Here is a 14,210-nt window from a genome sequence, read left to right on the forward strand (position 1 = left end):
GCTTGCACCGCGAAGAGGCCGGCCGCAGCCGCCTCACGTTCACAGCCCGCCCGTAGCGTTGAAGCCCACCCCAAGCGCCGTCAACAGCGACAACGGCAGCAACACCGTATCGAGCAGCGCACTCCCCGGCAGGTCCAGTCGCGGATACGCTGGCGCCTCAGCGCCAAAGCGGTCTGCCGGACAACACCCACCATTGATCACGTACAGATCAAGCCGCGTCCCGGCATACACCACCGGCGCGCCGGGCTTGTTGGCATCGAGCGTGCGCACCGTGGCGCAGCCACCCAGCTGAAGCAGCACCAGCAGCCCCAACAGCGGCCATTTCAATCGTCGACCCCATAATGATGCTCACCCCAACGCGGCAGCATGTCCTGGGGAATGTTCAGCAGATTGAGAATGCGCGCGACGACAAAGTCGACCAGATCATCAATGGTCTGCGGCTGGTGATAAAACCCAGGCGCCGCCGGCAGAATCACCGCGCCCATCTGCGACAGCTTGAGCATATTCTCCAGGTGAATGGTCGAAAACGGCGCCTCGCGCGGCACCAGGATCAATTGGCGACGTTCCTTGAGGGTAACGTCCGCGGCGCGCTCGATCAGGTTGTTGCACGCACCAGTGGCGATCGCCGACAGGCTGCCCGTCGAGCACGGCACCACCACCATGGCCGCCGGCGCGCCAGAGCCCGAGGCCACCGGCGACATCCAGTCTTCCTTGCCATACACGCGGATCTGCCCAGCGGCAGCCCCGGTGTACTCAGTCAGGAAGGTCTGCATCGCCTGGGGCTTGGCCGGCAGTTGTACGTCCGTTTCGGTGGCCATCACCAATTGCGCCGCCTTGGACACCAAGAAGTGCACTTCGCGGTCTTCGCGCACCAGGCAGTCAAGCAGGCGCAAACCATACTGCGCGCCTGAGGCGCCGGTCATGGCCAGGGTGATGCGTTCCGGGCCGCTCACTGCAGGGCCTCGGCCAGCTTGCCGTGCAGGCCGCCAAAGCCGCCGTTGCTCATGATCACCACATGGGTGCCCGGACGCGCCTGGCCTTTGACCCGCTCGATGATTGCTTCAAGGCTGTCGGCCACCACTGCTGGCACCTTGCACTGGGCGGCAGTACCCGCCAGGTCCCAGCCGAGGTTGGCTGGGGCGTACCAGATCACCTGGTCGGCATCATTGACGCTCTCCGGCAGGCCATCGCGGTGGGCACCGAGCTTCATCGAGTTGGAGCGTGGCTCGATCACAGCGATCACCGGCGCTTCGCCAACCCGCTTGCGCAGGCCATCAAGGGTAGTGGCAATGGCAGTCGGGTGGTGGGCGAAGTCATCGTAGATGGTCACGCCCTGCACTTCGGCGACCTTTTCCATACGCCGCTTGACGCTCTTGAACGCGCTCAGGCCATCAATGGCCATCGACGGCACTACGCCGACATGGCGCGCGGCCGCCAGGGTCGCCAAGGCGTTGGCGACGTTATGCTGGCCGGTCAGCTCCCACTGCACTACCCCTTGGGCGACACCGTCGAACAGCACTTCGAAATGCGAGCCGTCGGCGCTGAGCAAGCGCGCCTGCCACTGGCCGCCTGCACCGGTGGTCTGCACTGGCGTCCAGCAACCCATGCCGATCACCCGCTCCAGGGCTGGCTCGGTGGTCGGATGAATGACCAGCCCTTCGCTCGGAATGGTGCGCACCAGATGGTGGAACTGTCGTTCGATAGACGCCAGATCCGGGAAGATGTCCGCATGATCGAACTCAAGATTGTTGAGAATCGCGGTCCGCGGGTGGTAATGAACGAACTTCGAACGTTTGTCGAAGAAGGCGCTGTCGTATTCGTCAGCCTCGACCACGAAGAATGGCGTACCGCCCAGACGCGCCGACACCGAGAAATTCTGCGGCACGCCGCCGATGAGGAAGCCCGGGCTCATGCCCGCATGCTCCAGGACCCACGCCAGCATGCTGCTGGTGGTGGTCTTGCCGTGGGTACCGGCCACAGCCAGGACCCAGCGACCTTGCAGCACGTGATCGGCCAGCCACTGCGGGCCGGAAACGTACGGCAGGCCTTTGTTCAGTACATATTCCACCGCCGGGTTGCCCCGCGACATGGCGTTGCCGATCACCACCAGATCAGGCGCTGGCTCAAGCTGGGCCGGGTCGTAGCCCTGGGTCAGCTCGATGCCCTGAGCTTCGAGCTGAGTGCTCATCGGCGGGTAGACATTGGCGTCGGAGCCGGTGACGCGATGGCCCAGCTCCTTGGCGAGTACTGCCAAAGAGCCCATGAAGGTGCCGCAAATACCGAGAATATGAATGTGCATGATCGACCTCGCAAAACGTCGAGGCAGGGTAGCCCAGGGCGCGCGAAATCGCACCCGTTGAATCGCTCAGCCGGTGCGCGCGATGCCGTGTTTGCGAAGTTTTCGATACAAGGTATTGCGGCTGATGCCCAAGTGGCTGGCGACGTTGGTCAGGTGCCAGCGGTGTTGCTCGAGCGTAGCGAGCAACGTGTTCCGCTCTGCGTCCTCAAGAGGCGCTAGCCCGCTGTAGGAGCGGGCTTGCCCCGCGAAGACGTCCGCAGGTTGAACATTGTCGTCTGTGCCGACGCCTTCGCGGGGTAAGCCCGCTGCTACAGGGCGCTCGGTGCGCTGCATGCTGGCAGGCAAGTCCGATCGTTTGATGCTGTGGTTGTCACACAGCGCCAGCAAGGTGCGCAGCACATTGCGCATCTGCCGCACATTTCCCGGCCAGGCAAACGCCAGTAACGCCTGGCGCGCTGCCGGGTCGATCTCTACGGGCAGGCCATCCGCTTCCTGCTTTAGCAGAAAGTCCAGCAATTGCCCTTTGTCACTGCGCTCGCGCACCGCCGGCAGAGGCACCTCCAAGCCATTGAGCCGGTAGTACAGGTCTTCACGGAAACTGCCCTGTTCGACCCGTTCCAGCAGATTGCGATGGGTAGCGCTGATGATCCGCACGTCCACCGCCTGCGCCTCGCCGCCGATCGGCACCACCTGGCGGTCCTCGAGCACGCGCAGCAGGCGTGTCTGCAAGGCCAGTGGCATGTCGCCGATTTCGTCCAACAACAGGGTGCCGCCATCGGCCTGCAGCAACTTGCCGCGCATGCCTTCCTTGCGCGCGCCGGTAAAGCTGCCACCGCGATAGCCGAACAGCTCGCTTTCGATCAGGCTCTCGGGGATCGACGCGCAGTTGATCGCAACGAACGGCTTGTGCCGGCGCTGGCTGGCCTGGTGCACGGCCTGGGCAAACGCCTCCTTGCCACAGCCGGTTTCGCCGCACAGCAACAGCGGTACGTCACGCTCGAAGACACGCACGGCGCGGCCAAAGTCAGCTTGCAAGGCGGGATCGAGCAGGCACACCTGCGCCTGCGGTAGATTGCCTGGCAACGGCATGGCCGCCGGCACCGTCCAGCTCGGGGTATGCGCCTGGCCGCGCAGGCTGGCGAACACCTGGCGCCCGTCACGGGTGTGCAACGGCCAGACCGCGCTGCCTTGCGGCGTGGCCCGACCCAGCAACGCGTCATGACTGCAGGAGAAGAACATGTCCACCGGTTTGCCCAGCACGCCCCCGCGGATGCTGCCGAGCAGATTCAAGGCACTCTGATTGACTGCGCAGATCCGCCCATCGCCATCAAACGCCAGCAGCCCTTCGCTGAACAGCCCGACGGATTCGGCCTGCAGGTGGAAGCGCAGCAGCCACTGGTGCTCGAAATGGCGCAGGAAATAGCAGCTCTCGATCAGCTTCGCCGACAGATTGACCAAGGCCATGGTGTGGAACTGGCTCTGCCGCGAAACATCGGCCCGCGCTGAAGACACATCGAGCACCGCCAGCAGCTCGCCGTGCGGGTCGAACACCGGGCTCGCCGAGCAGGTCAGGCCAGTGTGCCGACCGCGAAAGTGTTCGTTCTGGTGAATGGTCAGTGCCTGGCGCTCGACCAGGCAGGTGCCGATGCCATTGGTACCCTCGCTGGCCTCGCTCCAATCGGCGCCGAGCCACAGTCCGGCACGCTCGAAGATGCGCCGCTCAGTGGGCGCGGTGACGCAGTTGAGGATCACCCCACGGGCATCGGTAAGCAGCACCGCGTGACCGGCGCCTGACAGCTGCTGGTGCAGGCTGTTCATCTCGCTGCCGGCGACCTGCAGCACCTGGCGCAGACGCTCGCGGGTTTCCAGCAGGCGGCCATGCTCGAGCACCACGGGCGCCTGGCTGCGCGCCGGATCGAGGTGATAGTCCTCCAGGCAGCGCAACCATGAGCGAGCGATGGAGGGGTCGCTGGCCGCGCCACTGGGTTCGCCACGGGCAACCGTGAGCACGTCATGGGCATGTTGGCTGAACGCATTGCTCTGCATGTGTTGTTGTTCTCCGCAGATAGAGCCTCAAGTCAGCATCCTCCACCGCGCAAGGCTTTGCAATGACGCACTGCCACGTAAGGCCTGCAACGTATCGACAACGGTACAAAGTGTCACCCAAGCCGTGCCAAGGCTGATACGGGAGCACTGTCACCCTTGCTTCCTATTGAGCCAAGTCATTGATCTATAAGGGCCCCAAAGCAGTGGCCCGACCTTTGCTCTACGCTTTTCACTCCCCCAACAAACATAACTAGCCAGGAGACACACCATGCGTTACGCACATCCCGGTACCGAAGGCTCGAAGATCAGCTTCAAGAGCCGTTACGGGAACTTCATCGGTGGCGAATTCGTAGCTCCGGTCAAAGGGCAATACTTCGAAAACACGTCTCCGGTGAACGGCAAGCTGATCGCCGAATTCCCCCGCTCCACTGCCGAAGACATCGACAAGGCGCTCGACGCCGCCCATGCCGCAGCCGACGCCTGGGGCCGCACGTCCGTGCAGGACCGCTCCAATGTGCTGCTGAGAATTGCCGACCGCATCGAGCAGAACCTCGAACTGCTGGCCATCAGCGAGACCTGGGACAACGGCAAGCCGGTCCGCGAAACCCTCAATGCCGACATCCCGCTGGCCGTCGACCACTTCCGCTACTTTGCCGGTTGCATCCGCGCCCAGGAAGGCGGCGCCGCCGAGATCAACGAAGGCACCGTGGCCTACCATATTCACGAGCCTCTGGGCGTGGTCGGGCAGATCATCCCGTGGAACTTCCCGATCCTGATGGCTGCCTGGAAGCTCGCCCCGGCCCTGGCTGCCGGCAACTGCGTGGTGCTCAAGCCCGCAGAGCAGACCCCGCTGGGCATCACGGTACTGGTCGAGCTGATTGGCGACCTGCTGCCACCGGGCGTGCTCAACGTGGTGCAAGGCTATGGCCGTGAGGCCGGCGAAGCACTGGCCACCAGCAAGCGCATCGCCAAGATCGCGTTCACCGGCTCCACCCCGGTGGGCTCGCACATCATGAAGTGCGCCGCCGAGAACATCATCCCGTCCACTGTCGAACTGGGCGGCAAGTCGCCGAACATCTACTTCGAAGACATCATGCAGGCCGAGCCGAGCTTCATCGACAAGGCGGCAGAAGGCATGGTGCTGGCGTTCTTCAACCAGGGCGAAGTGTGTACCTGCCCGTCGCGTGCGCTGATCCAGGAGTCGATCTATCCGCAGTTCATGGAAGCGGTGCTGAAGAAGGTCAAGCAGATCAAGCGTGGCGACCCGCTGGACACCGACACCATGGTCGGCGCGCAGGCGTCCCAGCAGCAGTTCGAGAAGATCCTCTCGTACCTGGATATTGCCCAGGAAGAAGGCGCCGAGTTGCTTACCGGCGGCAAGGTGGAAAAACTCGAAGGCGCCCTGGCTACCGGCTATTACATCCAGCCGACCCTGCTCAAGGGCAACAACAAGATGCGCGTGTTCCAGGAGGAAATCTTCGGGCCGGTGGTCAGCGTGACGACCTTCAAGGATGAAGCCGAAGCGCTGGCGATTGCCAACGACACCGAGTTTGGCCTCGGCGCTGGGGTATGGACCCGCGACATCAACCGTGCATACCGCATGGGCCGTGGGATCAAAGCTGGGCGCGTGTGGACCAACTGCTATCACCTGTACCCGGCGCATGCGGCATTTGGCGGCTACAAGAAGTCGGGGGTGGGGCGTGAGACGCACAAAATGATGCTCGACCATTACCAGCAGACCAAGAACCTGCTGGTGAGCTACGACATCAACCCGTTGGGCTTCTTCTAAGGCTGAGGGCCTCTTCGCGGGGCAAGCCCGCTCCTACAGGATTGGGGTCGTACGCAAATCTCGTGATCGACACGGCCCCTCCTGCGGGAATGGGGTCGTACACAAATCACGTGATCGACATGGCCCCTCCTGCGGGAATGGGGTCGTACACAAATCTCGTGATCGGCACGACCCCTCTGCAGGATTGGGGTCGTACACAAATCATGTGATCGACAAAAACCCTGTAGGAGCGGGCTTGCCCCGCGAAGAGGCCGCAACTGACACCCCAAAACCCAAACCAGACCCCACAACCAAGGCCAGAACCGCTCTGGCGCGCTTCCTGCAATACAAATCACCAAGCGGCCGACAGTCCCTGCGGCCATCAAGAAAAAAAACAGGTGAACCCTATGCCAAGCGATCATTCCGGCGGTACGCCGGCAAATTCCTCGGTCGATTTCGAAAAAGTCGGCACGGACTATTTCCAGCAACGTGAACTGAAAAAAGGCGCCGCCGGCTGGGTCCTGCTGGTGGGCCTGGGCGTGGCCTACGTGATCTCCGGCGACTACGCCGGCTGGAACTTCGGCCTGGCCCAGGGCGGCTGGGGCGGCATGTTCCTCGCCACGCTGCTGATGGCCACGATGTACCTGTGCATGTGCTTCTCGCTGGCCGAACTGTCGTCGATGATCCCCACCGCCGGCGGCGGCTATGGCTTCGCCCGCAGTGCCTTCGGGCCTTGGGGCGGGTTTCTCACCGGCACGGCGATCCTCATCGAATACGCCATCGCCCCTGCGGCCATTGCGGTGTTCATCGGCGCCTACTGCGAGTCGCTGTTCGGCATCGGCGGCTGGATGATCTACCTGGCCTTCTACATCATCTTCATCGGCATCCACATCTTTGGTGTCGGCGAGGCACTGAAGCTGATGTTCATCATTACCGCCGTGGCCGCGATTGCGCTGGTGGTGTTCCTGATCGGCATGGTGCCCCACTTTGATGCCGCCAACCTGTTCGACATCGCCCCGACCCAGGCCGTCGGCGCCAGCAGCTTCCTGCCGTTCGGCTACATCGGCGTGTGGGCGGCGATCCCCTATGCGATCTGGTTCTTCCTCGCCGTCGAGGGCGTGCCGCTGGCCGCCGAAGAGACCAAGAACCCCAAGCGCGACCTGCCACGCGGCCTGATCGGCGCGATGCTGGTGCTGCTTGCCTTTGCCCTGCTGATCCTGGTGATCGGCCCAGGCGGTGCCGGCTCCGAAGCGCTCAAGGCCTCCGGCAATCCGTTGGTCGAGGCACTGTCCAAGGCGTACGGCGGCTCGACCTGGATGGGCGGCTTCGTCAACCTGGTCGGCCTGGCTGGCCTGATCGCCAGCTTCTTCTCGATCATCTATGCCTATTCGCGGCAGATCTTCGCCCTGTCGCGTGCCGGCTACCTGCCGCGCAAACTGTCCCAGACCAACAAGAGCAAGGCGCCGGTGCTGGCCTTGATCATCCCAGGGATCATCGGCTTCGCCCTGTCGCTGACCGGCCAGGGTGACTTGCTGATCCTGGTCGCGGTATTCGGTGCCACCCTGTCGTACGTGCTGATGATGGCCGCGCACATCACCCTGCGCATCCGTCGCCCCAAAATGGAGCGCCCTTACCGTACCCCTGGCGGCGTCTTTACCTCCGGCGTGGCGCTGGTGCTGGCCTGTCTGGCGGTGGTTGCCGGCTTCCTGGTCGATCCGCGCGTGGTGATTGGCGCAGCGGTGATCTATGGAGTATTAATTGCCTACTTTGCTTTCTACAGCCGCCACCACCTGGTAGCGGGGACGCCGGAAGAGGAATTCGCCGCGATCCAGAAGGCCGAAGAGGCCCTGCACTGATCGCCGCTACGCGCCGCAGCTGACCCTGCGGCGCTCTGGAGAGTCTGTATGGCAAGTTTCGTACACACGGTGGGCAATCTGGTCTACCGCTTCGACAGCCTCAAAGAGGTGATGGCCAAGGCCAGCCCGGCGCGCTCGGGCGATTTTCTCGCCGGGGTCGCGGCGAGCAACGACGGTGAACGGGTCGCCGCGCAGATGGCCCTGGCCAACATCCCGCTCAAGCACTTTCTCAGCGAAGCGCTGATCCCCTACGAGGAGGATGAAGTTACCCGGCTGATCATCGACACCCACGACAGCGCGGCCTTTGCCCCGGTCAGCCACCTGACCGTCGGCGGCCTGCGCGACTGGCTGCTCGGCGAGGAGGCCAACGAAGACAGCCTGCGCGCCCTCGCCCCTGGCCTGACGCCGGAAATGGCCGCTGCGGTATCGAAGATCATGCGCGTGCAGGACCTGGTGCTGGTTGCGCAGAAGATCCGCGTGGTCACTCAGTTTCGCGGCACCATGGGCTTGCGCGGTCGGCTCTCGACCCGCCTGCAACCAAACCACCCGACTGACGAGCCGGCCGGGATCGCCGCGAGCATCCTCGACGGCCTGCTATACGGCAACGGCGACGCCATGATCGGCATCAACCCGGCCACCGACAGCATCTCGTCGATCTGCGCCATGCTGGAAATGCTCGACGCGATTCTCCAGCGCTACCAGATCCCCACCCAGGCCTGCGTGCTGACCCACGTCACCACCTCGATCGAAGCGATCAACCGTGGTGTGCCGCTGGACCTGGTGTTTCAGTCGATCGCCGGCACCGAGGCGGCCAACGCCGGCTTCGGGATCAACCTCAATGTCCTCCAGGAAGGCTACGAAGCCGGCCTGTCGCTCAAGCGCGGCACCCTCGGGCAGAACCTGATGTACTTCGAGACCGGCCAGGGCAGCGCACTGTCGGCCAACGCCCACCACGGCGTCGACCAGCAGACCTGCGAAACCCGCGCCTATGCCGTGGCCCGCCATTTCAAGCCGTTTCTGGTCAATACCGTGGTCGGTTTCATCGGCCCGGAGTACCTCTACAACGGCAAGCAGATCATCCGCGCCGGGCTTGAGGACCACTTCTGCGGCAAGCTGCTGGGTGTGCCGATGGGCTGCGACATCTGCTACACCAACCATGCCGAAGCCGACCAGGACGACATGGACACCCTGCTGACCCTGCTCGGCGTCGCCGGAATCAACTTCATCATGGGCATCCCCGGCTCTGACGACATCATGCTCAACTACCAGACCACCTCGTTCCACGACGCGCTGTATGCGCGCCAGACCCTCGGCCTCAAGCCCGGGCCGGAATTCGAGGCCTGGCTGGAGCGCACCGGTATCTTCACCCAGGCCGATGGCCGCATTCGCTTTGGCGACAACCTGCCGCCAGCCTTCCGCCACGCCTTGGCGCAACTGGCCTAGAGGTGACCATGGATCGACACACGCCCACCCCCGACAACCCTTGGCTGGCACTGCGCAACCTGACCCCGGCGCGCATCGCCCTGGGCCGTAGCGGCACCAGCCTGCCGACCGCTGCCCAGCTGGATTTCCAGTTCGCCCACGCCCAGGCCCGCGATGCCGTGCACCTGGCGTTCGACCATGCTGGCCTGCGCAGCCAGCTCAGCGAACGTGGCCGCGACAGCCTGCTGCTGCACAGTGCAGCCAGCGACCGCCATGAGTACCTGCAGCGGCCCGACCTGGGGCGGCGCCTCAACGAGGCGTCGGTGACACAACTGCGCGAGCATGCCCAGGCCAATCCGGGTGGCGTCGACCTGGCGATCGTGGTGGCCGATGGCCTGTCGGCGCTTGCCGTGCACCGGCATAGCCTGCCGTTCATCGCGCGTTTCGAAGAACAGGCCGCCAGTGATGGCTGGAGCAGCGCCCCGGTGGTGCTGGTCGAACAGGGCCGGGTGGCGGTGGCCGACGAGATCGGCGAGTTGCTCGGCGCACGCATGACCGTGATGCTCATCGGCGAGCGCCCCGGCCTCAGTTCGCCGGATAGCCTCGGCCTGTACTTCACCTTCGCGCCAAAGGTCGGCCTGACCGACGCCTACCGCAACTGCATTTCCAACGTGCGCCTGGAAGGCCTGAGCTACGGCATGGCCGCCCACCGTTTGCTCTACCTGATGCGCGAAGCTTGTCGGCGCCAGCTTTCGGGTGTGAATCTCAAGGACGAAGCGGAGGTCCATAGCATCGACAGCGAACATTCCACCGGCAAAAGCGGAAACTTCCTACTCGGAGAAGAGTAACAATCGTGTCACGGAAGGTGGATTGCGCTTCTAGCCTGCATTCGGCAGCATGCCGGTGACACCTGCTGGCAATCCGCTGTTTCCCCAAATGGACTCTGAGGGCCGCACATGCGCATCATCAAGGCAACCCTGGAACACCTCGACCTGCTCAACCCGCTGTTCGTCAAATACCGCGAGTTCTATGGGCAACTGCCCTATCCGGACAGTTCGCGCAGCTTTCTTGAAAAGCGCCTGAGGCTCAAGGAGTCGGTGATCTACCTGGCCCTGGCGGATGACGATGACGCCCGCCTGCTGGGCTTTTGCCAGCTCTACCCGAGCTTCTCTTCGTTGTCGCTCAAGCGCGTGTGGATCCTCAATGACATCTACGTGGCCGAAGACGCCCGACGCATGCTGGTGGCCGACCACCTGATGCGTGAAGCCAAGAAGATGGCCAAGGAAACCAATGCTGTACGCCTGCGCGTTTCGACCAGCAATGACAACGAAGTGGCGAAGAAGACCTACGAATCCATGGGGTTTCGCGAAGATACCGAGTTCAAGAACTACATCTTGCCGATCAGTCAGGATTGACTGCCTGTGTGGGCCTCTTCGCGGGGCCAGCCCGCTCCTACAGGTTCACCGCGGTTTTCAGAACAGCGGTGAACCTGTAGGAGCGGGCTGGCCCCGCGAAGAGGCCCACACGGCGTACCCCCCCCCCCGCCGACACGCCCCTCGTAACCCGCCGCTACAATCTCTCCGGGCACAATCCCGTCTTCTCCGTATAATCCCCTTCCTACATATGTGAATATTTACGCCTCCGCAGGTAAAAAAGCCTACGCCCCTTGCCGATTTCCGTCTTTGCGCGCCCGTAGTCGCGGGTCAAGAACACAGGTGCTGTACATGGATTTCAACCCGCTGGATCTCATCCTCCATCTCGATGCCTACCTCGACCTGCTGGTCACCAACTACGGCCCATGGATCTACGCCATCCTGTTCGCGGTGATCTTCTGCGAAACCGGCCTGGTGGTGATGCCATTCCTGCCAGGCGACTCGCTGCTGTTCATTGCGGGCGCGGTAGCCGCCGGTGGTGGCATGGATCCGGTACTGCTGGCGGGCCTGCTGATGGCCGCGGCGATCATGGGCGACAGTACCAACTACGTGATCGGCCGAACGGCCGGCGAACGCTTGTTCAACAAGCCCAACTCGAAGATCTTCCGCCGCGACTACCTGCAACGGACCCACGAGTTCTACGACCGCCACGGCGGCAAGACCGTGACCCTGGCGCGCTTCCTGCCGATCCTGCGCACCTTCGCGCCGTTCGTCGCGGGCATCGCCCACATGCACTACCCGCGCTTCCTTACCTTCAGCATTGCCGGTTCGTTGCTGTGGGTCGGCGGCCTGGTGACCCTGGGCTACTTCTTCGGCAATGTGCCGTTCATCAAGCAGCACCTGTCGCTGATGGTCGTCGCCATCATTGTCCTGTCGCTGGTGCCGATGATTCTCGGCCTGCTGCGCGGGCGTTTCGGCCGCGCCGCCAAGGCGCACTGACCGCCCCATGTGGTCGTTTCGCGCCTGGCGCCGCCGGCGCACCCTGGCTCGTTATCCGATTGCTGCGCCGCTGTGGCAGGCCGTGCGCGATCGGCTGCCGCTGCTCGATGGCATCACTGACGCAGAAGACCGCTGGCTGCGCGAGGCCTGCGTACTGTTTCTGGCGGCCAAGCACCTGACCACCCTGCCCGGGGTCGAACTGGACGACGAGCAGCGCCTGCTCCTCGCCGCCCAAGCGCAACTGCCCTTGCTGCACCTGGGCGACCTTGACTGGTACCAAGGCTTCCACGAGATCATTCTCTACCCGGACGACTTCAAGAGCCCGCAACGCCACCGCGACGCGAGCGGCGTCGAGCACGTGTACGACGGCGAACACAGCGGCGAAGCCTGGCAACAGGGCCCGGTGATCCTGGCCTGGGATGGGGTACTCGGGGGTGGCGGCTGGGAGGCCTACAACCTGGTGATCCACGAGCTGGCGCACAAACTCGACATGCTCAACGGCGACGCCAACGGCCTGCCGCCACTGCACCACGGCATGCAGGTCGGTGAGTGGTCCAGCGCCATGCAACAGGCCTATGACGGTCTCAACCGGCAGCTGGACGCCAACCCCGACGCCGAGACCGCCATCGACCCGTACGCCGCCGAGAACCCCGCAGAATTCTTTGCCGTCACCAGCGAGTACTTCTTCAGCGGCCCCGACCTGCTGCAGCAGGCTTATCCACAGGTGTACCAGCAACTGGCGCTGTTCTACCGCCAGGACCCGCTGGCCCGCCTCAGCCAGTTGCAGGCCGAACATCCCGAGTATCGCCAAGGCCAGCAGTGACCTGCCCGCACATCAGGCAGGGCGTGGCGTGCCCGGGTGGAATGTGTCTATAATCGCCGCCAATTTTCTGATCAGACACGGGGGCACTGCCCAATGAGCTACAGCAAGATTCCGGCTGGCAAAGACCTGCCGAACGACATCTACGTCGCCATCGAGATCCCAGCTAACCACGCGCCGATCAAATACGAGATCGACAAGGATAGCGACACCCTGTTCGTCGACCGTTTCATGGCCACCCCGATGTTCTACCCGGCCAACTACGGCTTCATCCCCAACACCCTGGCCGATGACGGTGATCCGCTCGACGTGCTGGTCGTGACCCCTTACCCGGTTGCGCCAGGTTCGGTGATCCGCGCCCGTCCGGTCGGCATCCTGAACATGACCGACGACGGCGGCGGCGACGCCAAAGTCATCGCCGTACCGCACGACAAGCTGTCGCAGCTGTACGTCGACGTCAAGGAATACACCGACCTGCCGGCGCTGCTGATCCAGCAGATCGAGCACTTCTTCGCGAACTACAAAGATCTCGAGAAGGGCAAGTGGGTCAAGATCGAAGGCTGGGACGGCGCTGACGCTGCCCGCGCTGCGATCACCAAGTCGGTTGCTGCCTACAAAGGCTGAGCTCGACTGCATTAGAAAAACCCGCTTCGGCGGGTTTTTTCATGTCTGGACATCTTGTAAAACTGCCCCGGTAAAAGGCCCTACACGGTCCTAGGACACTTCCCGCAATTCACCCAGTTTCCTACACGACGCTCAAACCCCGGGTTCATTTCCCTGCTAGCCCAAGGCCGCTACACTCGGCCGCATGACTACTTCCGGCGACCGCCTCAAGGCCCTCCTCCTGGAGTGCCACATGACCCCCTCCGACTTCGCCGCACAGCGCGGGGTAACGCCGCAGCACGTCAACAACTGGTTCAAGCGTGGCGTGCCGCTGGCCCGCATGGACGAGACCGCCGACCTGTTTTGTGTCCATCGGCGCTGGCTGCTCACTGGCGACGGGCCCAAATACCCCAGTGCGATTTTCCGCCAGGGCCCTACCAGGCCCGTCCGGGATCGCGCAACACCGTTGCTCAACCACGACGACCGCTTGGTGCATATTCCGCTGCACAGGCTGCATGCCCAGCGCCTCCTGCCCGAGGCTCAGGCCCACCTGCCATTGCCCTGCCACGCCCTGGAAACCCTCGGCATCGATCCCGAGCAGGCCATCTGCCTGACCATGCCGGCCGCCAACATGGCGCCGCTGATCCCGATGGATGCCATCGTCGCCATCGACCGGGGCAAGACCGAGGTGGTCGACGGTCAGGTCTATGCCCTGCTGCACAATGGCCAGCTCAAGGTCCACAGCCTGAGCATCGGCCACAACCACACCCTTTGCCTGCACAGCCACGACCGGCGTAACTACGCCGTGCAACGCTACAGCCGCGCCCAACGCATCGCCCAAGGCCTGGAAATTCTCGGCTGGGTGTTCCACTGGTCGTATTTCAGCCAGCCGCCGAGCGAATGAAACACCCTGTGCCATTTTTTGCTGGGCAACCCGCGCCAGCCCTAGTATGCTTCTGCGCACATTACGCCCCAGACCGGCCCAGGCCGCTCTCCAGAGGGCTCGGCGACGCCTGACACAGCC

General features: G+C 63.5%; 13 protein-coding genes. 9 read left to right on the forward strand and 4 right to left on the reverse strand.

The window, feature by feature from the left end; all coding sequences use genetic code 11:
- Positions 1-39: 39 nt before the first annotated feature.
- From J3B00_RS25900 to J3B00_RS25915, 4 genes are all read right to left on the reverse strand, one after another.
- Positions 40-327, reverse strand: a complete 288-nt coding sequence (locus J3B00_RS25900; RefSeq protein WP_209874221.1) for a YceK/YidQ family lipoprotein — start codon at positions 325-327, stop codon at positions 40-42.
- Positions 324-953 carry a flavin prenyltransferase UbiX gene (gene ubiX / locus J3B00_RS25905; RefSeq protein ID WP_209874224.1) on the reverse strand — a complete coding sequence of 210 codons (630 nt, stop codon included), beginning with the start codon at positions 951-953 and terminating at the stop codon, positions 324-326. Before ubiX ends, J3B00_RS25900 begins: the two co-directional genes overlap by 4 nt.
- On the reverse strand, positions 950-2,299 hold the full coding sequence (gene mpl / locus J3B00_RS25910; RefSeq protein WP_209874228.1) for a UDP-N-acetylmuramate:L-alanyl-gamma-D-glutamyl-meso-diaminopimelate ligase: 1,350 nt from the start codon (positions 2,297-2,299) through the stop codon (positions 950-952). The genes ubiX and mpl overlap by 4 nt, the downstream gene beginning before the upstream one ends.
- Before the next feature lie 66 nt (positions 2,300-2,365).
- Positions 2,366-4,345: a sigma-54-dependent Fis family transcriptional regulator gene (locus J3B00_RS25915; protein ID WP_209874232.1), complete on the reverse strand. Its 1,980-nt coding sequence runs from the start codon at positions 4,343-4,345 to the stop codon at positions 2,366-2,368.
- 268 nt (positions 4,346-4,613) lie between these two features.
- Here J3B00_RS25915 and J3B00_RS25920 point away from each other — a divergent pair, with 268 nt between their 5' ends.
- The 9 genes from J3B00_RS25920 (at position 4,614) to J3B00_RS25960 (ending at position 14,090) form a co-directional block, all read left to right on the forward strand.
- On the forward strand, positions 4,614-6,134 hold the full coding sequence (locus tag J3B00_RS25920) for an aldehyde dehydrogenase family protein (RefSeq protein ID WP_209874235.1): 1,521 nt from the start codon (positions 4,614-4,616) through the stop codon (positions 6,132-6,134).
- Between the two features lie 386 nt (positions 6,135-6,520).
- Positions 6,521-7,969 (forward strand): ethanolamine permease, encoded by a 1,449-nt coding sequence (gene eat / locus J3B00_RS25925; protein ID WP_209874238.1) that lies wholly within the window; start codon positions 6,521-6,523, stop codon positions 7,967-7,969.
- Positions 7,970-8,017: 48 nt separating this feature from the next.
- Positions 8,018-9,412 carry an ethanolamine ammonia-lyase subunit EutB gene (locus J3B00_RS25930; protein ID WP_209874241.1) on the forward strand — a complete coding sequence of 465 codons (1,395 nt, stop codon included), beginning with the start codon at positions 8,018-8,020 and terminating at the stop codon, positions 9,410-9,412.
- Positions 9,413-9,420: 8 nt separating this feature from the next.
- Positions 9,421-10,239 (forward strand): ethanolamine ammonia-lyase subunit EutC, encoded by an 819-nt coding sequence (gene eutC / locus J3B00_RS25935; protein WP_209874244.1) that lies wholly within the window; start codon positions 9,421-9,423, stop codon positions 10,237-10,239.
- Between the two features lie 108 nt (positions 10,240-10,347).
- Positions 10,348-10,806, forward strand: a complete 459-nt coding sequence (locus J3B00_RS25940; protein WP_209874247.1) for a GNAT family N-acetyltransferase — start codon at positions 10,348-10,350, stop codon at positions 10,804-10,806.
- 309 nt (positions 10,807-11,115) lie between these two features.
- Positions 11,116-11,763, forward strand: a complete 648-nt coding sequence (locus tag J3B00_RS25945; protein ID WP_209874250.1) for a DedA family protein — start codon at positions 11,116-11,118, stop codon at positions 11,761-11,763.
- Between the two features lie 7 nt (positions 11,764-11,770).
- Complete coding sequence (locus J3B00_RS25950) at positions 11,771-12,586, forward strand: M90 family metallopeptidase (protein ID WP_209874253.1); 816 nt, start codon at positions 11,771-11,773, stop codon at positions 12,584-12,586.
- 93 nt (positions 12,587-12,679) lie between these two features.
- On the forward strand, positions 12,680-13,207 hold the full coding sequence (ppa, locus tag J3B00_RS25955; RefSeq protein ID WP_016497835.1) for an inorganic diphosphatase: 528 nt from the start codon (positions 12,680-12,682) through the stop codon (positions 13,205-13,207).
- Between the two features lie 184 nt (positions 13,208-13,391).
- Positions 13,392-14,090, forward strand: a complete 699-nt coding sequence (locus tag J3B00_RS25960; protein ID WP_209874257.1) for a S24 family peptidase — start codon at positions 13,392-13,394, stop codon at positions 14,088-14,090.
- Positions 14,091-14,210: the final 120 nt, after the last annotated feature.

The organism is Pseudomonas sp. BP8 (assembly GCF_017875955.1).
In the GTDB taxonomy this organism is placed as follows: Bacteria; Pseudomonadota; Gammaproteobacteria; order Pseudomonadales; family Pseudomonadaceae; genus Aquipseudomonas.